The organism is Bradyrhizobium sp. Leo78 (assembly GCF_059512425.1).
Genome location: NZ_JCAMOT010000008.1, coordinates 117068 through 137829, shown reverse-complemented (window position 1 = coordinate 137829; position 20762 = coordinate 117068). Strand labels below are relative to the sequence as shown.

Annotated in this window: 18 protein-coding genes and 1 pseudogene; 4 read left to right on the top strand and 15 right to left on the bottom strand. The window is 63.3% G+C overall.

Features of this window, described 5'->3' with window-relative positions:
• The first annotated feature begins 497 nt into the window (after positions 1-497).
• Both AC5ZG1_RS12955 and AC5ZG1_RS12950 read left to right on the top strand, forming a co-directional pair.
• Complete coding sequence (locus AC5ZG1_RS12955) at positions 498-1505, top strand: YncE family protein (protein WP_496133102.1); 1008 nt, start codon at positions 498-500, stop codon at positions 1503-1505.
• A 23-nt stretch (positions 1506-1528) separates the two neighbouring features.
• Positions 1529-2296, top strand: a complete 768-nt coding sequence (locus tag AC5ZG1_RS12950; protein WP_496133101.1) for a hypothetical protein — start codon at positions 1529-1531, stop codon at positions 2294-2296.
• Between the two features lie 227 nt (positions 2297-2523).
• Here the strand turns inward: AC5ZG1_RS12950 and AC5ZG1_RS12945 are convergent, their stop codons facing one another.
• The 4 genes and pseudogenes from AC5ZG1_RS12945 to AC5ZG1_RS12930 form a co-directional block, all read right to left on the bottom strand.
• Positions 2524-3111 carry a QcrA and Rieske domain-containing protein gene (locus tag AC5ZG1_RS12945; protein WP_496133100.1) on the bottom strand — a complete coding sequence of 196 codons (588 nt, stop codon included), beginning with the start codon at positions 3109-3111 and terminating at the stop codon, positions 2524-2526.
• 170 nt (positions 3112-3281) lie between these two features.
• Positions 3282-3902 (bottom strand): annotated as a pseudogene (bluB, locus tag AC5ZG1_RS12940) (5,6-dimethylbenzimidazole synthase); the annotation flags it as partial.
• Positions 3903-4082: 180 nt separating this feature from the next.
• Positions 4083-5687, bottom strand: a complete 1605-nt coding sequence (locus AC5ZG1_RS12935) for a GmrSD restriction endonuclease domain-containing protein (protein WP_496133099.1) — start codon at positions 5685-5687, stop codon at positions 4083-4085.
• A gap of 153 nt (positions 5688-5840) precedes the next feature.
• Positions 5841-9599, bottom strand: coding sequence for a vitamin B12-dependent ribonucleotide reductase (locus AC5ZG1_RS12930; protein ID WP_496133098.1), 3759 nt, complete (start codon positions 9597-9599; stop codon positions 5841-5843).
• A 796-nt stretch (positions 9600-10395) separates the two neighbouring features.
• Between AC5ZG1_RS12930 and AC5ZG1_RS12925 the strand changes: the two genes are divergently transcribed.
• On the top strand, positions 10396-11292 hold the full coding sequence (locus AC5ZG1_RS12925; protein ID WP_496133097.1) for a DMT family transporter: 897 nt from the start codon (positions 10396-10398) through the stop codon (positions 11290-11292).
• A 20-nt stretch (positions 11293-11312) separates the two neighbouring features.
• On the opposite strand, the gene AC5ZG1_RS12920 is transcribed toward AC5ZG1_RS12925, so the two are convergent.
• Together AC5ZG1_RS12920 and AC5ZG1_RS12915 are read right to left on the bottom strand one after the other, a co-directional pair.
• Complete coding sequence (locus tag AC5ZG1_RS12920; protein WP_496133096.1) at positions 11313-11717, bottom strand: response regulator; 405 nt, start codon at positions 11715-11717, stop codon at positions 11313-11315.
• Between the two features lie 188 nt (positions 11718-11905).
• Entirely contained in the window at positions 11906-12559 is a 654-nt protein-coding gene (locus AC5ZG1_RS12915; protein ID WP_463328054.1) for a BA14K family protein, read from the bottom strand.
• A gap of 261 nt (positions 12560-12820) precedes the next feature.
• Between AC5ZG1_RS12915 and AC5ZG1_RS12910 the strand changes: the two genes are divergently transcribed.
• Positions 12821-13231: an NADH:ubiquinone oxidoreductase subunit NDUFA12 gene (locus AC5ZG1_RS12910; RefSeq protein ID WP_028164074.1), complete on the top strand. Its 411-nt coding sequence runs from the start codon at positions 12821-12823 to the stop codon at positions 13229-13231.
• Positions 13232-13567: 336 nt separating this feature from the next.
• On the opposite strand, the gene AC5ZG1_RS12905 is transcribed toward AC5ZG1_RS12910, so the two are convergent.
• The 9 genes from AC5ZG1_RS12905 to AC5ZG1_RS12865 form a co-directional block, all read right to left on the bottom strand.
• Entirely contained in the window at positions 13568-14248 is a 681-nt protein-coding gene (locus AC5ZG1_RS12905; protein ID WP_496133095.1) for a DJ-1/PfpI family protein, read from the bottom strand.
• A gap of 173 nt (positions 14249-14421) precedes the next feature.
• Entirely contained in the window at positions 14422-15552 is a 1131-nt protein-coding gene (locus AC5ZG1_RS12900) for an ATP-dependent DNA helicase (RefSeq protein WP_496133094.1), read from the bottom strand.
• A gap of 58 nt (positions 15553-15610) precedes the next feature.
• A complete protein-coding gene (locus AC5ZG1_RS12895) occupies positions 15611-15946 on the bottom strand; it encodes a DUF4031 domain-containing protein (RefSeq protein ID WP_496133093.1) in 336 nt (111 codons plus the stop codon).
• Entirely contained in the window at positions 15943-16701 is a 759-nt protein-coding gene (locus tag AC5ZG1_RS12890; protein ID WP_496133092.1) for a hypothetical protein, read from the bottom strand. Before AC5ZG1_RS12890 ends, AC5ZG1_RS12895 begins: the two co-directional genes overlap by 4 nt.
• Positions 16698-17354 (bottom strand): hypothetical protein, encoded by a 657-nt coding sequence (locus AC5ZG1_RS12885; RefSeq protein WP_496133091.1) that lies wholly within the window; start codon positions 17352-17354, stop codon positions 16698-16700. Before AC5ZG1_RS12885 ends, AC5ZG1_RS12890 begins: the two co-directional genes overlap by 4 nt.
• A gap of 48 nt (positions 17355-17402) precedes the next feature.
• Positions 17403-17606, bottom strand: a complete 204-nt coding sequence (locus AC5ZG1_RS12880) for a helix-turn-helix transcriptional regulator (protein ID WP_496133090.1) — start codon at positions 17604-17606, stop codon at positions 17403-17405.
• A 43-nt stretch (positions 17607-17649) separates the two neighbouring features.
• Positions 17650-18789 (bottom strand): hypothetical protein, encoded by a 1140-nt coding sequence (locus AC5ZG1_RS12875; RefSeq protein ID WP_496133089.1) that lies wholly within the window; start codon positions 18787-18789, stop codon positions 17650-17652.
• Positions 18790-18791: 2 nt separating this feature from the next.
• Positions 18792-19370: a hypothetical protein gene (locus AC5ZG1_RS12870; protein ID WP_496133088.1), complete on the bottom strand. Its 579-nt coding sequence runs from the start codon at positions 19368-19370 to the stop codon at positions 18792-18794.
• Between the two features lie 67 nt (positions 19371-19437).
• Entirely contained in the window at positions 19438-20760 is a 1323-nt protein-coding gene (locus AC5ZG1_RS12865) for an AAA family ATPase (RefSeq protein ID WP_496133087.1), read from the bottom strand.
• Positions 20761-20762: the final 2 nt, after the last annotated feature.

The following is a 20762-nucleotide window of genomic DNA, read 5'->3' as shown; positions in this document are numbered from 1 at the left end:
CAGTCGGACAGCGGGACTAGTAGGGGCGACATCTCGCTGCTGGCTCACTACTGCGTCCGGCTCTAGGAGGCGCGAATGACCGGGCGATCTCAGAGTGGATCGAGATATCCGTCCAACTCGCAAGCTCCGTTTCCCGTTGACAGAACCAGCCGGCGGGTCGAAGCTGAGCTTCTTGGGGAAGCGATCTCCCCACGAGGCGACATGCTGAAGAATCGCGTCCAGTTTCCTTAGGGGCGCATCATGTCTGCCGTTATCCCGCTTCCGTCCCATCAACTTTTCGACCTGACCTCATCTTTGGCGGCCGGCATTCCGACCGCGCCATCGGAGATTGGCTCACGATTGCGATCGCGCTCGTCTCGCTCGCGATTCTGTTCCGCTGGAAAATCAGCAATCCCGTGCTCCTTGCGGCAACTGCGATATCCGTGGCTGCAACCAGTATGGGTGATCATCAAACGACGGAAATCGTGCGAGGCGCTCCTGGAAGGGAGGGGAGGCCGATGATCATCATTCGCGGATTTGCGCTCCTGCAGGCTATGACGGCAGCTGTTTTGCTCGCCGGAGAAACCGCTGCCTTGGCTGCAGGTGCACCACCGCTGCGCCTTGACATAAAAATCCCGCTCGCTGGCATTCACGGCCGGATCGATCACATGGCGGTCGATCTTTCCAGGCACCGCCTGTTCGTCGCTGCGCTCGCCAGCAATAGTCTCGCAGTCGTTGATCTGGAAGGCCAACGTCTGGATCGCATCGTCCGTGACCTCAAGGAGCCGCAGGGCGTTGGCTACGATCCGGCAACTGACACTGTCTACGTAGCAAACGGAGGCGATGGGTCGGTCAAGCTTTTCAAAGGAGCCGATCTTTCGCCGACCGGACGCATTGAACTCGGTGACGATGCCGACAACGTCCGTGTCGATTCAAGGGCGGGACGCATCTTCATCGGCTATGGTGATGGGGCCGTGATCGCGCTCGATGCCACAACCCACGACAAGGTAGCAAGCGCAAGTCTGGGCGCGCACCCCGAAAGCTTCCAACTCGACCGGAATTCGGACCGGATCTTCGTCAATGTTCCAAACAAGGGCGAGATCGACGTCATCGACCGCGCATCTGGAAAGCTGCTGGCCTCCTGGCCGACATCAGGCCGCAGCGCCAACTTCGCGATGGCGATCGACTACGGTCGCCAGCAGGTTCTGGTCGCATTTCGACGCCCGGCCGCCATTGGCGTGTTCGCCGAGAGCGATGGGCAACTGAAAGCGATCATCCCTACCTGCGGCGACATTGACGACTTATTCGTCGAGGAGAAGCGTGATCTTATCTACGCCAGCTGCGGCCAGGGATATCTGGATGTGCTCGCGGCGGACGGTACGTCCTACCGCTCAATCGCTCGCGTCGCCACCGCGCCCGGCGCCCGCACATCGCTGTTTGTGCCTGAACTCGATCGCCTCCTGCTTGCGGTACCTGCAAGGGACGGTAACAGCGCTGCGATCTGGGTTTATCGCCCGACACTCTGAGCCAAGCCGATGGAGGTGCAGCCATGCTTCCACGTGCCTCGCTGGTTCGATCTATCGTATCGTTGCTGATCCTGAGTGTCGCGTGGCCGGAGATCGCCTTCGCCTACCGGCCGTTCGACGGCACCGACGCCGCTGTGGCAGCCCCTGGAGAACTCGAAGTCGAACTGCAGCCGGCCGGCGTTCGCCGCGACGGGGCTACCCCGACACTGGTCGCGCCATGGACGGTCCTGAATTTCGGCTTGAGCGAAGGATGGGAGGCGGTGTTCGAGGGACAGGGCGAGACGCCGCTTTCGCCGTCTGGGCCGACAAACCTGATCGCAGCAGGTGCGTTCCTCAAGCATGTCGTGGTCCCGGGCAGCCTGCAGGACAAGAGCGGACCGAGCATCGCGACCGAATTCGGAGTGCTGCTGCCGGACAGCACGGGGGGCAGCGGCGTTGGCGCAAGCTGGGCAACCATCGTCTCGCAGCGCTGGGACTGGGGAACGATCCACCTCAACGCGGAAACGCTGCTGACGCGGGACCATCATGCCGATGTCTTCCTCGGCAGTATCATCGAGGGGCCGTCGAAATGGACGGTGCGGCCGGTCTCGGAATTTTTCTACGAGAAGGAGTTCGGCCAGGAGGAAACCTTTTCCGGACTCGTAGGCTTGATCTGGCAGGTGAGCGACAAGCTCTCTTTCGACATCGCCTATCGCTACGCGGTGACCAATCACCATCCGGTCAACGAAGTTCGTGCCGGACTAACGTTTGGTGTTCCACTCCGGTTCTTCGAAAGCGTCCACGCCAGATAGAAGTATTGAAAATGCGGGGCGCTCTGACCCGGCAGGAACTCTTGGCCAAGCTCAATCGGAACGCTGCACCCAAATCCGCGACATCAAGTCCACCGCTGAAGGGATTTCGGTCAAGGCGATGAAGGACGGCAGGGACGTGTCGCGCGTCGTCGACAGCAGCGGTCAAGTCAAAGAGTGGCACTAAGCCGGCCGACTGCCAGGTCAACATCGCGTCCATAGTGCGACTCTCACCCTCCGGGCTGGCCGCCCAGCTTTCCGACGAATCCTGCGGCCACCGTGAGCGAGCCATCGGCGATCGCGAGTGGAAGTGCGGCCAGATGGCGAGGTGCCGGTCCGAATACGACTTCCGCACTTTGTCGGGGATCGAATTCGGAGTTGTGACAGGGACACTTTAGGACGTTTTTGTCGCCTTCCGATGCCTTGACCCACTCGGAGACAGGGCATCCCGCGTGAGTGCAAATCAGCGAATAAGCGACGATGCCGTTGGCCGATCGCGATCGGGACTCATCGTCGAGTTCGCCCGGATCAAGTCTTAGGAGGACGATCTCATTGAGCCGCGACCCCTTGCGGATCACCGAGGACTTCGGGTCCTTCGGCCAAGCGTGCACGGGTGGCCCGCCAAGCTCGAGATCACCCGGTTTGATGATTTCGCCAGCATGTTCCCCTTCGGAATGAACAAGAAAATCGCCCTTTTGCGGTCGCTCATCACTGCCCGGCTGATCCTCCTCCGCCACGGCTGGCTTCGCAGCCAGATATGCCCCGGCGGCCAGAGCCGTCAGCAGCAGCGAGCGTCGTACCGGATCCTGACACGCCATCGCCGCCTCCGTCCGACTTTACTTACGACGTACGGTTTGCGTCTTATCTTAACGCAAATTGAGCGCCGCGGCTCAGCCAAAATAGAGAACTTTTTTCGACCTCGGCAGAGCGCCAATAGCTTGCCATCGTGGCGAACCATGCTTGGGTCCTGACGAGTTATCGTTGTGTCGGTGAACTCATCCGAGGAGTGTCGATATTCCCAACCCATTTGTTCAAGCTCGGGATGGTCAAGCTCCATCTGGGGATAGCCCACGCAGGGATAGGCGACGAGCTTCTGCGAGCTTGGTACGTCCAGGATTTCATTGATCCGCACAGGGTTCAGGATCGACACCCATCCAAGCCCGATGCCTTCGGCCCGCGTGGCGAGCCACATCGAGCAGATGGCAGCGACGACCGAATATTCGATCGTTTCCGGCATGGTTGCGCGTCCGAGGCCGCGGCCGATATCGCTGGCCTTGTCCGCGAAGACAGCGAGGTGACCTGGCGCCTCCTTAAGACCTGACAGCTTCAGTGCGGCATATCGCGCCGCGCGATCGCCCGAATAGGATGCCAGCGCATCGGCATTGCAGGCCCTGAAGTCGTCGATCACGGCGCTGCGCCGCGCCGGGTCTTCCACGATGACGAACCGCCACGGCTGGCTCAGGCCAACCGATGGGGACAGGCAGGCGATGTCGATGAGCCGCTCCAGGGCGCCGTCAGGCAGCGGATCGGTTCGGAATCGCCGCACGTCGCGCCGCCAGATCAGGAGTTCGCGCAACTTCCGGCGAAATTGGTCGTCGAAGGCAACCATCAGAGTTGCAGATTCGGACGAAAGAGCGCGGCGGTCAACTGGATGGCTGTCTCCCGGCTCTTTTGCTCTGGCGAGGAAACTAGCTGGACCTTTACGTATCCATTCAGACCGTGACCTCGAAGAGTGGATTCGAAACTCCGCGATCTTGTCGCGCGCTTTTTCGACCGAGGGGGTGGATGCTTACGCGCCTTTCTTCTTCTTTGGCGCTGTTCCACCATTGAGCAGTTGTGCGGCGTGGGTGGTCAGAAGAACCGAGCGATCTTCGACGAATTTCTCGAAGTTATCCTCCCATGTCGAGGGTGGGAGGAAGTTTGCCTCTTCGATGTCCTCGATGTCGTCGCCCATCCTCTTACGGTAGTCGCTGGGCGCGTTGCCGGAGATGTTGTTGTTGTCCGTCCGTGAGAGGAAGCACATGTTCGCCAAGCAGGAGTCGTCGATCTCCGAATTGTTGGCGCTCTTCAAGAAGCTCCGGGGGTGGATGTGGTGAAATTCGTTGCGGTTGTACTCCTTCAGCGCCTTGCGGAGGTCGATCTTGTTTCCGCTCAGAAATGACCGCGGTCCCTTCTGTGCCAAAAGCAGGATGAAAGTACGGGAGATAACGGAGTTCAATCGGAAGGTGTTGTTGAGGAAGAATATGTTGCTGAGTCCAATTTCCGGATGAGTGAGCTTCGTGATCGATCCGTCAGCGAGCTTAGCGAACTCGATAACATCCTCACGCAGGCTCTTGATGGGCTGGCTGTTATACTTCCTGTGGATGCAGGTATGCCAGAACCAGCGGAGAATCTCCTTGCGCTGGTTGTTCGTGACTCTCTTTTGTTTGTCTGGCTCGCCAGCAAAGAACACGGTGAGCGGAACAAGGAGATTGTTATAGGGAAGGTTATCGAGGCCCTCGACGTGCAGGTTCTTGCGAAGGAAGTCGATGGCACCCTTGATGCCGGTGACGACATGGTCGAAAGTCTCACGGACTTTGGTGCCATTGAGAGAAATCAGTGAGTCCGGCGACGGATCGCGCAGCATGACCGCACTGCAGCATCTCAGCAGAAGGTTCTTGTCGCTGCCTACGTCCTTGAACCCAAACGGCGTGAGATCGGCTGCCAGCTCTTCGAAGCGCTGGTTGAGGTCGAAGTCACCGCTCCACGTCCAGGCGCTCAGGAGCTGGACGGTATCAAGTTCAACGCCCCTTTGGTTGACGCGTTCAAACACGATGGCGACGGCTGTCTTGTCCTCGGTTGTGATGGTCTGAACCGGGATGAGGGCTTCCTTGAAGCGAGCTTGGATCTTGTCGAGGCGCGCAATCGTTGCGTCGTCGTAGTCGGTGGTTTCCTTGCGATAGAGAACTGGGTCGAACAGGCACCCGATGGGAAAGTGTTGGCCCTTGATGACCTCTTCGTCTTCCAGGGCGGTGAAAGACGACTCCTGCGCGTTCTCGCTGGCCTTCATATCGTAGTAGATTTTCGCCCAGAGCGGTTTGTGTTCCAGCGTGATTTCCGTCTGGAAAACACCAAAAATGGACGTGATGCGCTGCTGGCCGTCAAGAATGTAGTCTGTCGGATACTCGGGGTCATTCTGGGGCAGGTGGAACGGGCCAAGGTCGCGCTCGTGCGTCAACTCCTGCTTCGTGCGCCAAAGCAAAATCGAGCCGAACGGATAGCTCTTGTAGATGCTATCCATCAGGTAGGCGACGCGTTCCGGGTCCCAGACAAAGCCGCGCTGGAAGTTCGGGACGCGCATGCGTCCCGCCGACAGCTCCTGAATGATTTTGCGGATATTCAGCGGCTCGGCCACGAATCCCCCATATGTTTTTCCGTAGAGATCGCAGCGATGCATGGGAAAGGATTAGCGCATAGGGCGGATTAGCGAAGGCTAACCCGCCCACTTCTCGCAAGCGAATGGCGGATTAAGTGACGCTAATCTGCCCTTCGGCTGTCGTCGCTTAGCTCACGAACACCCCGTCGTGCTGCCGCACGTATCGCACTTCATGCAGGTGCCATTCCGCACCAGCGTGAAGTTGCCGCACTCCGAGCACATCTCGCCTTCGTAGCCTTTGGCCTTCGCCTCTGCGCGACGTTCGGCTTTCGTCGGAGCGACGGCAGCGGCGGTGCCGGCTTTGCTCCAGTGCCCCACCTTCTCCGCAGGCGAGAGGTCGTGCTCGGTCTCCTGCTTCAGGGCGACTGCGCCTTCGATGGTGTCGGAGACGCGGGAGGCGCCTTGCGAGGACAGGGCGGTGACGCGGGAGCCGCCGGTCGGGGCGTTGTCCGCGTTCTGGCTGACCGCGGTCGAGCCGCCGCGCATGACGACGAGGTTGTCGGTGCGCGAGCGGGTGAGGCCGCGTGACAGGTATTTCGTCGCCTGGTGCTGCGGTCCCTCAGGCTCCTTGCCTTCCTCGACGCCCTTGCCGAGCGCGTCGAAGCCGGTCTCGTTGGGGTCGACATGGGCGAGGTCGAAGCGAGCGAGATAGCTCACCGCGAGCTCGCGGAAGACATAGTCGAGGATCGAGGTCGCGTACTTGATGGAGTCGTTGCCCTGCACCGGGCCCGCGGGCTCGAAGCGGGTGAAGGTGAAGGCGTCGACATATTCATCGAGCGGCACGCCGTATTGCAGGCCGAGCGAAACCGCGATCGCGAAGTTGTTGATGAAGGAGCGGAGCGCGGCGCCTTCCTTGTGCATGTCGATGAAGATCTCGCCGAGCCGGCCGTCATCATATTCGCCGGTGCGCAAGTAGACCTTGTGGCCGCCGACCACCGCCTTCTGGGTGTAGCCCTTGCGGCGGTCGGGCATCTTCTCGCGCTCGCGCATCACGACGATGCGCTCGACCAGCTTCTCGACGATCTTCTCGGAGACCTGCGCGGCGCGCGCGGCCATCGGCTTCTCGTAGAGCGCCTCCACCGCATCGTCCTCGTCCTCATCATCCGAGATGAGCTGCGAGTTGAGCGGCTGCGACAGCTTCGAGCCGTCGCGGTAGAGCGCGTTGGCCTTCAGCGCCAGTTTCCAGGAGAGCAGGTAGGCGGACTTGCAGTCCTCGACCGTGGCGTCGTTTGGCATGTTGATGGTCTTGGAGATCGCGCCCGAGATGAACGGCTGGGCCGCCGCCATCATGCGGATGTGGCTCTCGACCGAGAGATAGCGCTTGCCGATCTTGCCGCAGGGATTGGCGCAGTCGAACACCGGATAGTGCTCGGCCTTCAGATGCGGGGCGCCTTCCACCGTCATCGCACCGCAGATGTGCACGTTCGCCGCCTCGATCTCGCGCTTGGAGAAGCCGACCGCCGAGAGCAGGTCGAAGCCGGGGGCGGCGATCGCTTCCGCGCCGATGCCGAGCGTGTCGCGGATGAAGTCCTCGCCGAAGGTCCACTTGTTGAAGGCGAACTTGATGTCGAAGGCGGTCGGCAGCGCCTTCTCGACCTTGGCAATGGCTTCGTCGGTGAAGCCCTTTGCCTTCAGTGTAGAGGCGTTGATGCCCGGCGCGTTGGAAAGCGAGCCATGGCCGACGGCATAAGCCTCGATCTCCGCGATCTCGCTCTCACGATAGCCGAGCGCGCGCAAGGCTTCCGGCACCGCCTGGTTGATGATCTTGAAGTAGCCGCCGCCGGCGAGCTTCTTGAACTTCACCAGCGCGAAGTCGGGCTCGATGCCGGTGGTGTCGCAATCCATCACCAGGCCGATGGTGCCGGTCGGCGCCACCACGGTGGTCTGGGCGTTGCGATAGCCATGCTGTTCGCCGAGTGCGAGCGCATCGTCCCAGGCCCTGGTCGCATGCGTGACGATGTCGGCTTGCGGGCAGGAGGCGTGGTCGAGCGGCACCGGGTTGACCGCGAGCGCCTCATAGCCGGCCGCGTTGCCATGCGCGGCGCGGCGGTGGTTGCGGATCACCCGCAGCATATGGGCCGCGTTCTTCTTGTAGCCGGGGAAGGTGCCGAGCTCGGCCGCGATCTCGGCCGAGGTCTTGTAGGCGATGCCGGTCATCACGGCGGTCAGTGCGCCGCAGAGCGCACGGCCTTCCTTGCTGTCATAGGGCAGGCCCATGGTCATCAGGAGGCCGCCGATATTGGCGAAGCCGAGGCCGAGCGTGCGGAATTCGTAGGAGAGCTCCGCGATCGCCTTCGAGGGGAATTGCGCCATCAAGACCGAAATCTCGAGCACGATGGTCCAGAGCCGGCACAGATGCTCGTACGACTCGATGTCGAAGCGCTTGGTGGTGGTGCTGTAGAAGGTGAGGAGGTTCGCGGACGCGAGGTTACAGGCGGTATCGTCCAGGAACATGTATTCCGAGCACGGATTGGACGCACGGATGTCGCCGGACGCCTTGCAGGTGTGCCAGTCGTTCATCGTGGTGTTGAAGTGCAGGCCCGGATCGGCCGAGGCCCAGGCGGCGTAGCCGATCTTCTCCCAGAGATCGCGCGCCTTCAGCGTCTTCGTCACCTTCCTGTTGGTGCGGGCGATCAGGTTCCAGTCGCCGTCGGTCTCGACCGCGCGCAGGAAGTCATCCTTCAGCGAGACCGAGTTGTTGGAGTTCTGGCCGGAGACGGTGAGATAGGCCTCCGAATCCCAGTCGGTGTCGTAAACGTCGAACTGGATGTCCTTGTAGCCTTGCTTGGCGAACTGGATCACCCGCTTGATGTAGTTGTCGGGCACCATCGCGCGGCGCGCGAGCTTGATCTCGCGGCGCAGGGCAGGGTTCTTCTCGGGATCGAAGCAGTCGTCGCCCGAACCTTCGCAGTTGACGCAGGCCTTCAGCACCGCCTTCAGGTGCTTCTGGTTGATCTTGGAGCCTGTGACGAGGGCGGCGACCTTCTGCTCCTCCTTCACCTTCCAGTCGATATAGGTCTCGATATCGGGGTGATCGATGTCGACCACGACCATCTTGGCCGCGCGGCGCGTGGTGCCGCCGGACTTGATCGCGCCGGCGGCGCGGTCGCCGATCTTGAGGAAGCTCATCAGACCCGACGAGCGGCCGCCGCCGGACAGCTTCTCGCCTTCGCCGCGCAGGCGCGAGAAGTTCGAGCCGGTACCGGAGCCGTATTTGAACAGGCGCGCCTCGCGCACCCAGAGGTCCATGATGCCGCCGTCGTTGACGAGATCGTCCTCGATGCCCTGGATGAAGCAGGCGTGGGGCTGCGGATGCTCGTAAGCCGATTTGGACTTGGTCAGCTTGCCGGTCTTGTAGTCGACGTAATAGTGGCCCTGGCCGGGGCCATCGATGCCATAGGCCCAGTGCAGGCCGGTGTTGAACCATTGCGGCGAGTTCGGCGCCACCATCTGCTTGGCGAGCTGGTAGCGGATCTCGTCGAAGAAGGCCTGCGCGTCTTCATCCGAGGAGAAGTAGCCGCCTTTCCAGCCCCAATAGGTCCAGCAGCCGGCGAGGCGATCGAACACCTGCTTGGCCGAGGTCTCGCCGACATAGCGCTCGCTGTCAGGCAACAGCGCCAGCGCCTCGGTGTCGGGCACCGAGCGCCACAGCCAGGAGGGAACAGTCTCCTCCTCGACCTTCTTCAGGCGCGCAGCGACGCCGGCTTTACGAAAATATTTCTGGGCGAGCACGTCGGAGGCGACCTGCGACCAGAACTCGGGCACCTCGACATTTTCCGCACGGAACACGATGGAGCCATCGGGATTGCGGATCTCAGACGTGGTCAGCCTGAAATTGATCCCGGCGTAAGGAGATTGTCCCGCAGTGGTGTTGCGCCGTTCGATATGCATGCGTCGTGCCCCGTCTTCTGCCCGGCCCCCATTGCCGCAGGGGTGATCCGGAAATGTTATTCCTAGAGCGAGCCCCTGGTCCCATCCTTCCGTCCAAAGGGTGGGGGGCCAGAGCCCCGCAAGCTCAGCCGGTGGACCGGCCTGTTTCTCTCGATCGCCGGTATCGGCTGGCACCGATCCGGCGACGGCACATCCCTGACCGGCCCAGGCGGACCGTTCGGGTCATGCGTTCAACGCCTCAAAACTCGTAACGCGACAGGTCACCAATGGGCCTTTTCCGACCCGTTATTGGCGTCCCAAAATGCCCGGGAAATTCCGGGAGGAACTTCCGAAATCGCGGGCAGCAAAGCCCTTCACCCGCAGCCTGTTCGACTGACGGAGTGGTCGTTCTGGACCCTTTTGGGAGCGACCGGCGGGGACCCGAAACACACTCGCGCCGAACAAAATGAAAGCTAGGCCAAGTCCGTGACGCCCGTCAAGGATTAGTACGAGTTCCTGAATCAAATACTAAATATGGTGGAAAAGGGAGGATAACAGGGGCCGTGCCGCGCCTGTGACCCGGCCAAGTATCAGTGAGTCCTCAGGGATTCCCAAGAGAAAAAAATCTCATGTCGGCTGTGGAACAACGGCTTCGCCCGCTTTTCACAGGGCAGGTATTTTTGGCGTCTGACGGATTGAATTCCGAAGACTCACGTGAGCTTACGGGGAAGTTACGGACAGGTATGCTGGCGGGCGCGTGGTCGGCCGCCCAAATCGAAGGCATGGTCGCCGCCGATTCCATTCCCTGCCGGGCTTCATGACAGAATCAAAACCGAGCGCGCGCGGCCGACTAGCGCCTGCTGGCTTCCTGTTCCTCGCCGTCACGTCGGTGGGCTGGGGCTTCAACTGGCCGGTGACGAAGTACCTGCTAAGCGAGCTGCCGCCGCTGACGCTGCGCGGCTCGACCGGTGTGATTGGGGCTGTGCTGCTGGCTCTGCTCGCGGTCGTTCGCGGGCAGAGCCTGTCGGTCGGGCGCGAGATGTGGCTGCGCTTGATGCTGGCGTCGCTACTGAACGTCACCGGCTGGATGGTGCTGATGGGGCTGGCGCTGCTTTGGTTGCCGGCCAGCGAAGCCGCGCTGATCGCCTACACCATGCCGGTCTGGGCCTCGCTATTGGCCTGGCCGGTGCTCGGCGAACGGCCGACGCTGCTGCGCACGATCGCGCTGGTGATGGCGTTCGCCGGGCTCGCCGCCATCATGGGCGGCAACGGAATTGCCGCGAGCCGCGAAAAGCTGCCGGGGATCATCATGGCGATCACCGGCGCCTTCGGCTTTGCGCTCGGCACGGTGCTCGCGAAAAAGCTGCCGTTGAAGATGACACCGATCCCGGCGGCGGCCTGGCAGATCGGGCTCGGCTGCCTGCCGGTGGCCGTGGCCGGTCTTCTCGTCGAGACCTCGCATTTCGATCGCGTGACGACGCTCGGCTGGTGGCTGCTCGTCTATTCGATCCTGATCCAGTTCTGCATCGCCTATGTGAGCTGGTTCGCCGCGCTCAGGCGGTTGCCGGCCTCGATCGCGGCGATCGGCACCATGGCGGTGCCCGTGATCGGCGTGGTGGCGTCCGCCATCGCGCTGGGCGAGCCGCTCGGGCCTACGCAGGTCGCAGCGCTCATCTTCACGCTCGCCGCCGTCGTGCTGGCCACGCGATCGTAGCTGATCGACCCCTTGTGTCGTTACTTCAAAGCGCGCGTCGATGCCGCTGATTGACCGAGGCATTCGTTGACGGTGGTGATCAGCGCCTCCGGCGTGAAAGGCTTGCGCAGGCAGCGCACGGCGCCGAGCTCCAGGGTCATGCGCAGGAAATCCGGCGCACGCTCGGCGTTGGCGAAGGCGTAGCCGGACATCGCGATGATCGGGATCTCGGGCGCGCGCTCGTGAAAGATCCGGATCGATTCGAAGCCGCTCATATGCGGCATGAAGACATCGATCAGCATCACGTCGAAGCTTCGATCCTCGAGCGCGACCATCCCGGCTTCGCCGCCATCGGCGACGGTGACGTCAAACCCCTTGCGCTTCAGACAGACCTCGATGGCGGCGCACACCATGGGGTCATCATCGACCACGAGAACGCGCGGCACGATGGATCCTCTTGTTGCGATGATATCTGCATATGCCGACCCGCACGGCCGACTGTTTGATTAAGGCGGGCGCGCGATAGCACGTCTGCAAGATGCCGTGCATATGAGATTCGCTTACAGCCGAATTTATCTTCTCAACAAAAAGGGCGGCTTTCGCCGCCCTTTTTCACGCGAAAGGAATCAGCCGGTCAGGGGCAGGGATGACGCTGACCATCATAACCGAGATAGGTTCCCGACGCCGGGTCATAGGACTTGTAGCGCTGCTGGCAGTAAGCGACGTCACCGCCGCCAGGCGCGACCGCGACCGCAGCGCTGTCATCGTAATAGCCGTCGTCGTAGTAGCTCGGTGCGTATCCATAGCCGCCATAATAGTCGTCGTAATAGGCGCTCGACGCGAGGGCGCCGCCGATCACGGCACCTGCAGCAATACCAGGCCAGACTCCGTAGCCGCGGTGACCATAGCCGCCGCGCCAGCCGGGCCGATACGCACCGCTCCACCCGGGCCGGCCACCACTCCAGCGAGGATTAGCAACCGCGCCGCCGCGGAAGGCGGGAGCGCCCGCGAACTTGGTGCCAAGGCCGGCTCCGCCGCCGGCAAAGCTGCCGCCGCGGAAGCCACCGCCACCGCCGCCGGCAAAGGCGCCGCCCCGGAAGCCGCCGCCTCCACCGGCAAAGCCGCCGCCGCGGAATCCACCTCCACCGCCTCCAATAGCCGCTCCGCCGCCGCCGACCCGCCCGGCCGAGAACTTGGTACCCTGCGCAAAGCCTTCGCTCGGCACCACGAGCGGCAGCACCAGCGCGAGCGCCGCGGCGGTGCCTAAAATCTTGAGATTGATCATCATTGGGACTCCATCTGCGGGACATGGCCCAACCCTTTCCGGGGGCCGGCGTTCCCGAGCCTCGCGCCACTTCATTGCGCGGGGTCTCAGCCTGTCAGATAAGAACTGTATGGCGAATGAACGGGTTAGACCGAATTCCGCGACAATTGGCCGCCAACACTGCGCTGTGATGTTCCGCTCCGGGGCACAACACGTGCGGCAATCTGGACAATTCGATCCGCCGGTGGCATCACAGCCCAACGATCCCGAACCGGCCGGCGCTTCATGAAACAATTCCTGCTCAAATTCTTCACGTGGTGGAACGGCCAGACCTTTGGCACGCAGCTCTGGACCTGGCGGTTCGGCGAACTCGTCGGTACGGACGAGCAGGGCAATCGCTACTATCGCACCCGTGGCGGCAAGATCGATCCGGTGCTGCATTTCGAGCGCCGCTGGGTGATCTATAACGGCTACGCCGAAGCTTCGCGCGTGCCGCCGTCATGGCACGGCTGGCTGCATCACGTGGTCGACCTGCCACCGACCGAAGAGAAATACACGCCGCGGGAATGGGAAAAGCCGCATGTGCCGAACATGACGGGCACGCCGGCGGCGTACCGTCCGTCCGGCTCGACGCTGGCGAGCGGCCGTCGCCCGAAGGCGACCGGCGACTACCAGCCCTGGACGCCCGCAGGCTGATCAACCTCATTCGTACGTTGTGCGAGCGCGCAATTGCGCGTGCAGCGCACGCGTGCCTGTGAACAGCGGTAACAGCGGGGACGAGCAACACGACCTCCTTGCACGTCACGCGGGACCGGAGCTCAATAGGGGCATCTTACGGAGATGGATGACCATCGCGTCGGATCGGGCTCCAGAATCGCGACTGCCCCGATGAGCAGCGGCCTCCGAGTGGGATGCGGGCCGGGACATAGGCCCCCGGTGCAGACGTCCTGAAATCGCCCGTTAATGTGAGGCCACCGCAAGACAGGAAAGGCCGCCCGGGAAACCTGGCGGCCTTTTTCTTTGCGTTGAAATTTATGCGAGCCGTGCCGCGGCGCGGGCGATCATCTCGCCGCGGCGCGCCTGTGACGATGCCATCTTCTCTTTCATGAAGGCAAGGATTTCGGCCGGCGCGGTGTCCGGCGAGCCGGCGTTGAACGGCGGCTTCGGATTGTATTCGAGCCGAAGCTGGATCGCTTCCGCCGTCCTGCGGTCGACGAGCTCCGACACCAGCGTCAGCGCGAAATCGATGCCGGCGGTGACGCCGCCCCCGGTGATGCGGTTGCGGTCGATGCAGACCCGCATCCGCGCCGGGATCGCGCCGAACGCGGCGAGGAAATCGATCGCCGACCAGTGCGTCGCGGCGCGATAACCTTTGAGCAGGCCGGCAGCGCCGAGCACGAGCGATCCGGTGCAGACCGAGGTGATGTACCTCGCGCCCTCCGCCTGCTTGCGCAGGAAGGCGAGCATCTCCTCGTCATTGACCATGTCGTCGGCTCCCATGCCGCCGGGGACGCAGATCACGTCGAGTTGCGGGCAGTCAGCAAAGCTAGCCGTCGGCATCAGCGCCAGCGCCGTGTCGCTCGGCACCGGCTCGATCCGTTTCCACACCAGATGCACCTTGGCCCCGGGCACGGAGGAGAACACCTGCAGCGGACCGGTGAGGTCGAGCTGCGTCACCTTCGGAAACACCAGAAGTCCGATCTGATGCGTCATCTTAGCCTCGCCGCATCGCCAGCAACGCAGAAATCAGCGACAGAATAGGTCTTTTCACATTTTCGACTGGCTCGTCAAGGAGCGTACCATATGTCTCAAAAAAGAGGTTAGGGCGCAGGTCGGGCACATGCACGAAAACAACAGTGGCATCCCGCGCCATCATGCGGGATCACTCACACCACGACCGTGATGCTCTCTGCCGCGCGGGTGATGCCGGTGTAGAGGTGCTTGTCGGCGTCCTGGCGGAACACGAAACTCTCGTCGAACAGCAGCACGTCGTCCCATTGCGAGCCCTGGCTTTTATGCACGGTCAGGCATCCGCCGTAGGTAAAGTGGTCGGCCTCCCGCAACTCGCGCCAGTCCATGTCCTTCTCGATGCCCAGGAAGAATTCGCCGGGAACCGTCACCTCGACATGCGCGGCGCTGGGCTCGTCAACGGAGGCGACCTCCAGCTTGAACTTGCCATGCGTGCGGTGGTGCTTCCAACCGACCTTGGTGACATCCCATAGGCCGCCATTGAGCAGGCCCTTGGTGCGGTCGTTCTTGAGGCACACAAGGCGGTCCCCGACTGCCGGGCCCCACGGCGCGATCTCGCCGGCCATGCCGCGTATCGCCCGAATCCTGGCGTTGTACGCTTGCCGCGTCTTGTTCATGCCGCAGAGGACTTGATCGGCCGCCGCTACCGTCGCGCGCAGCTCGTCGCGGTCGGCGCCACGGCGGGCGATCACCCGGCAATCGCCGTAGGTTCCGAGCGCCAGCCCACGGCCCTCGCGCACGTCCATGCTCATGCGGATGATGGGCGACTCGGCCGCCTGCCGGTGGACCTCGGTCAGCATCGCGTCAGGCTGGGCGTTGATGAAGTACCCTTCGCCGCGCACGGGCGGCAACTGCGCCGGATCTCCGAGCACCAGGATGCGCGTTCCGAAGTGCAACAGGTCGCGCGCCAGATCCTCGCCGACCATAGAAACCTCGTCGATGATCACCAGGGATGCGCCGGCCACGGCGGAGTCATCGTTGAGCACGAACGTCACGATGCCGGTTTCTTCGTCCTGGACCGGTTTGTAGATCAAGCTGTGGATCGTGCCGGCGCCGACGCAGCCCTTCTTGCGCAGCACGAGGCTGGCCTTGCCGGTGAAGGCGCCGAACAGGACTTCGCCGCGCACGGCGCTGGCGATTTCCTTGGCGATTGTCGTCTTGCCGGTGCCGGCGTAACCGAACAGGCGGAACACCTGATCGCCGTGCGGGTCATCCCTCCAGCGAGATACCGCTTTCAGTGCGTGGTCCTGCTGCGCTGACCATCCCATACCTTTCCTTTGCGTGCGGTTGGCTCCGCACTTGATTGATTGTCACGATTGATCGGTGTCACGCGCCGATGCTGGCCCGGCGCGCGTCCCTATACTCGCGCGCCCACTGTTCGGCGTCGGCCGGCCTGCCGAGACTGCCTGTCACGCGTCGGCGCATGTTCATGCAGCCGGCCTGCCTCCAGGTGATCTCGACGGCGCCGGCGGCCACGGCCAGCGCGCGCTTGCTGAGCGCGATGTCGTAGTGGCTGTCGTGGCGCGGCGGCGCCTGCCACCAGCGCCGCGCGACGCCGATGCGGGCCGCCATCGCGTGCAGTTCCGCATCAGTGTCGGCCAGCATGTGACACATCACGTAGCGGCCGTACCGGGCGCGCATGTCGTCGACGTAGACCGTCATGCCGCATCCTCGGCCGGCGGCGCCCCGAAGCCGGCCAGGGCCTTGTCGAAGTCCTGGAGCGTGGCCGCGATCTGGTTGCGCATGCCGTGGATGCCGCCGTAGGTCTGCAGCGCGCCGGAATCGAGCACCAGTTTCACGGCGCGGCCGATTTCTTTGCTGCCGCCCCAGGCGCTGATCTTCACGCCGCTGATGCTCTCGATCTCCTGGACGGCCTTCGCCAGATCGGCATGGCGCCGCGTCCGACTTTCGATTTCCCGCTCAATCCACTTCTTGTCGTCGGCGCGCGCGGCCTCGACCTGGGCGGCGACGGTGGCGCGCACCTCAGCCTCGTCGGCGCTGCTTGCCCGGCGAAGCATCGCGGCAACGAAACTCCGGTCCACCGGCTGCGGGCTGAGCGCCGGCGCCGCGACAATCTGCTTGAGCTTCCCATCCTTGGCCTCGTACAGGCCCCAGGTCGGCGGGAGCTCGCCATCTTTCACCACGCCGGGCGGCGCCACGATCCACCAGCGGTCGCAGTAGCGCTGGATCGATTCAGCCTTGGCCGGGTTCTTGAGCTCGCGCAGCCAGTCGCTGCGGCTGGCCTTCACCTCGAAACCGTGGATCTCGAGCCCGCGCGACGGCCATAGGTTCATCGCCACGGCGTCGGCCCAGCGGCGCTGGTTCATGCCCGTGCCGTCGCCCACCTCGAACATGATCGCCCATTCCGGCGCGCAGAAGCGGGCGCGCAGGGCAGTTTTGATGTCGGCCGTCCTCATGCTGCGGCCTTCATCTCGGCGGCGCGCTCGAACTCGATGCGCCAAACCAGCGGGTTCGTTTTCCAGCCGGCGCCGCGCGCGGCGTTCAGTCCGTCCCAAAGCGTGCGGAACGCGTCGACGAAAGCCTGCTCGCTGCGCAGCGGCGTCGTCACGCCTTCGCGGCGTGCTTCGGCCGGCGTGACGGCGTGCAGGTGCTCCAGGCGCACGCTGATGATCGGGCGCACGATGCGGGCGAACGCGCGCGGCATGTGGATTGACGGGCGGAGCTTGCCAGCCCAGTCCGGCATGGGCATGTCGTCCGAATAGTCCGGCTCCTCACGCTGGGCCGGGCCGACGCTGCGCCAGCCGCCGGCCTCGTACAGCACGGTCACGCCTTTGCCGCGCTCCAGCAGCGGGGGCAGGATGTCAACCGGTCGCGTGCCGTCGTGCGGCTTGCCGACGCGCCACGCTTCGCGGCCCCACATCAGGTCGCCGGGCCCGCCGTAGGGGTTGTCCGCGACGCTCTCCGCCCATTCGAGGTCTTCGGTCCACGGAACCAATATCTTGCGGCCGGCGCAGACGCGCATCATGGCGAGGCGCCGTGTCACGTCCTTGCTGCCGTCGAGGGTGGCGCGCACCATCGGCGCGCTGAAAAGCAAAGGGATCTCTTTCACAATTTCTCCTGGAATCGAAGCGGCGGGGTTTTGAGGCCCCGCCGCTGCTCACTTCCCGTACTCGCTGGTGCTTTCGACTGTCCGCTTCCGCTCCCACTCGTCCAGGGCCTCTACGGGGTAGAGAATGCGCCCGCCGAGGCGGCTGAACTTCGGACCTGTGCCGAGGTATCGCCAGTTGGCGAGTGTCCGAACGGAGATTCTGCCTTCAAACCGTTCGGACACTTCATTCGGCGTGAAATACTTCTTCGACACGACATACCGTGCCTTTCTCCGCCGTGATGCTGGCGGTCACGAGTTAAAACGGGTCGTCGTCATCGGGCGCGGCATTGCTGCCGCCCGTCTTGACGGCGGGTTTGTCCTGCTGCTGTTGTGCGGGCTGCTCTTGGGTCTGCTGCTCGGCGGGCTGCGGGTCGCCTTGTTTTTGACCGGATTCGGCCGCCGGCTCTTTCGCCGTCTTGCTATCCGATTCAGCCGTCTTGCTTTCCTGGGGCGCACTGCGGCGAGAGCGTGTCGGCTGCGCGGCAGGCTTCTGTTCCTGCGCTTTCGACTGCTCGACCTGCTGCGAGATCGCGGCGGCCGCCGGCGCCTGTTGCTTGTCGCCTTGTTCCTCGTTGGAACCGAGCTGGAAATACTCGCTCGCCTTGGCGCCATCGCGGATGGCGTTGTAGACGCCCATCAGGTCGCCGAGCTCGTCGAGCGTGGTGCTGTCAACCTGGTGGCCGAGGTATGCGGTCAGGTGCGCGTCGGTCACGCCGAAACGGCTGAACGCCGCTGCCATCTTGATCAGGCGATCACTCAGCGGCTTTTCGTTGTCGCCGGCCAGCGTGCGTTTGCACTCCTCGATGCCTGCGGCAATCATTCCCTTGGGCATCAGCGCCAAGATGCGTCCGCGCATCTGCTTGGATGCGACGTTGGCGATGCGGTTGTCGATGTCGGCCTGATCGACGAGCTTCGTGGCGCCGCCCTGCTTGTCGCGCACATGCAACACGGTGATCTGGCGCGTCGAGTAGTTGTTCCGCTCCATGTCCCACGCGTAGACCTCGATCTCGCTCGAGCCATAGTCTTTCGGGCCCGGGCCCGGCGGGGTGCGCCCCAGCTCACGATGCCCGTAGATGAAGTTGCCGTAGCAGCGCGCGGCTTCCTCGGCGAAGCGGATGCTGGGTCCGCTGCCACGATTGGGCACGCTGTAGAACGCGGTGGCGGCGAATTCCGGACTCTTGCAGGCGTCCATGAATTCAGTGGTCGCGGCCGTCATGCTGCGCGGGAAGCGCTTAGCCAGGGTCATCTTGCCCTGGGCCTCGGCAATCGCGCGCTCGGACTCGATGGCGACGGTGCCAGCGTTCATGCCGTGCGCGTTGCCGGCGGCAAGGGTGCGACTGACGGGATTGTCAGCCGTCAGGGCTCCGCCCTGGTGCGGGATCATTTCGTTGCTCATTTTTACTCCGGTTGGGTGCTGGTTTCTTCGCTGCTGTCGCCGGCGGGCTGATCCTCGTCCGGTTTCTCGAACAGCTTGCCGTTCAAGGCGGTGAGACCGCCAAGAAAGTATTGCATCACGTCAGGCGTGCCCTGGATGAAGGCCATCGCGGCGACGGGATTGCCGTCCGGACCGTTGAAGGCCGTCACGCTGCACAGGTGACGCTGCGCGAACACGCGGGTCATGGCGAGCTCGAGCGGCGTGCCCAGGAGGGATTCGCCTTCTTTGAACGGCGCGATATCGACGCGCGCATCGTGGAACGACAGCTCGCAGTTCATCCAGTCTCGTTCGTCCGGCTCGTAGCCGACAAGGCGAGCGTGCGGCTCCAGCTCGCTCCAGTTCATGTTGTTCTTGGCCCAGTCCTCGATCTCATAGGTGTCGGCCGCGAACATCTCGGTCGTGTCCTTGAGAGCGTCGTCGAGCGTCGGGAATTCGTCCTTGTCGCGCTCGTGGTAGTAGGTGGCGCGGTCCTGCGCGACGATGATCGTCGGCACCTCGAACACGCTGCCGTCCTGGAATTTCACTTGAAAGAAGGGTTTCACCTTGTTCTCCTGAAAAGGGTGATTGATTTTACTGATGCGCTCAGCGCCGATGATTGATTGATGCTATTCAGTCGTCGGTGCTGATAGAAAACTCGTCGTCCGATACTCGCGTCACGAACAACTGCAGCCCACTTTCCAGTGCGCGCTCGCGGAAAGCCTCGAGCGATGCAGTGTCCAGGCACTCGATGCGGTCGACGCAGATGATGCCGAGGTCGCCGGAGCGCAGCTTTGCGATCTCGACCGCCACGTCGACCTGCTGCGCAGTGTTGAGCCGGTCGAACGGAACGTCGTCGCGGTAGATTTCGCCGTCGCGCACCTCGAGGCCCGTGATCGGTAGGCTGTTGAGCAGATTCGACTTGTATTGCTCGATGCCGGCGAGGGCGGCAGTCTGGCGCGCGGCTTCTTCCTCGAGCTCGGATAGCTCGGTTTCCATCACGCCGATGGTTTCGAGCGTTTGCGCGCGGCGCGCGTGCAGCTCGCGGTTCACGCGCAGGGCCTGGAGCTGGCCCGCGATGGGTTCGCGCTGCGCCGCGAATTCGCTGACCTTGCGCTCGCGCGCGGCGGCCGCCTGGGTCTCACGCTTGGCGAGCTCGGCGTTCAGCGCGTCGACCTTCTCCTGGGCCTCGGCCTTGAGCTTGTCCATCGCTGCCTGGAGCTCGGTGCGGATCGTGTCGATTGCGGTGCGCGTGTCGTTGCGGATGCCGTCGAGCTTGGTCGAGATGCGCGTCAGCTCCGCGTCGCGGGTAGCGTCGATCTCCTGCAGCGCCGCCTCCAGCTCGGGCTCGTCGCCTTCGGCGCCCTCTGGTACGGGCGGCACGGCCTGTTCGAGCTGGGTGATGGTCGCCTTCTTTTCCTTGACCGCGCGGTTGGTGCCCGTGCGCGCGTCGTAGACTTGGGTATGAACCTGCTGGATCACCTGCAGCGCGTGCGTGCCGGGCGCGGCCGTCACCTCGACGCCGGCGATCTCGGCCAGCTTCGCGGTGTCGGCCTCCAGCGGCATGGCCTCGAGCAGCACGCGCACGCGGTCTTTCTTCGGCGCGGTCAGGAAGTCGATCGGGTTGACGCTGATCATGTCGGTGAGCTGCTTGATCACCTCGGCTGGGCGCGGCACCTTCTTGCTGTCGCGGCGCACCGCCGATGTGCTGCCGGTGGGCGTGACCGTCTTGCTGAGCTCGGTACCGTCGTCGAGCACGAGAACGGTTTCGCCGCGCTCGGCACCTTTGCGCAGCAGGGTCGCGTCATGGCCGGTTTCGAGGACGGACTTGACGGCCTCGAGGATCGAAGTCTTGCCGGTGCCGTTCGGGCCGCTGATTTCGGTGAAGCCTTTCGGCGAGAATTCCAGCTCGGCCACGCCGAGGATGTTGCTGATCTTGATTTTGGAGATTTGCATGA

Bases quoted from the DNA above. Each gene is read 5' to 3' on its own strand.
- AC5ZG1_RS12890 (WP_496133092.1), bottom strand. From the start codon at position 16,701: ATGAGGACGGCCGACATCAAAACTGCCCTGCGCGCCCGCTTCTGCGCG.
- AC5ZG1_RS12905 (WP_496133095.1), bottom strand. From the start codon at position 14,248: ATGACGCATCAGATCGGACTTCTGGTGTTTCCGAAGGTGACGCAGCTC.
- AC5ZG1_RS12895 (WP_496133093.1), bottom strand. From the start codon at position 15,946: ATGACGGTCTACGTCGACGACATGCGCGCCCGGTACGGCCGCTACGTG.
- AC5ZG1_RS12930 (WP_496133098.1), bottom strand. From the start codon at position 9,599: ATGCATATCGAACGGCGCAACACCACTGCGGGACAATCTCCTTACGCC.
- AC5ZG1_RS12955 (WP_496133102.1), top strand. From the start codon at position 498: ATGATCATCATTCGCGGATTTGCGCTCCTGCAGGCTATGACGGCAGCT.
- AC5ZG1_RS12945 (WP_496133100.1), bottom strand. From the start codon at position 3,111: ATGGCGTGTCAGGATCCGGTACGACGCTCGCTGCTGCTGACGGCTCTG.
- AC5ZG1_RS12865 (WP_496133087.1), bottom strand. From the start codon at position 20,760: ATGCAAATCTCCAAAATCAAGATCAGCAACATCCTCGGCGTGGCCGAG.
- AC5ZG1_RS12910 (WP_028164074.1), top strand. From the start codon at position 12,821: ATGAAACAATTCCTGCTCAAATTCTTCACGTGGTGGAACGGCCAGACC.
- AC5ZG1_RS12915 (WP_463328054.1), bottom strand. From the start codon at position 12,559: ATGATGATCAATCTCAAGATTTTAGGCACCGCCGCGGCGCTCGCGCTG.
- AC5ZG1_RS12925 (WP_496133097.1), top strand. From the start codon at position 10,396: ATGACAGAATCAAAACCGAGCGCGCGCGGCCGACTAGCGCCTGCTGGC.
- AC5ZG1_RS12875 (WP_496133089.1), bottom strand. From the start codon at position 18,789: ATGAGCAACGAAATGATCCCGCACCAGGGCGGAGCCCTGACGGCTGAC.
- AC5ZG1_RS12900 (WP_496133094.1), bottom strand. From the start codon at position 15,552: ATGGGATGGTCAGCGCAGCAGGACCACGCACTGAAAGCGGTATCTCGC.
- AC5ZG1_RS12950 (WP_496133101.1), top strand. From the start codon at position 1,529: ATGCTTCCACGTGCCTCGCTGGTTCGATCTATCGTATCGTTGCTGATC.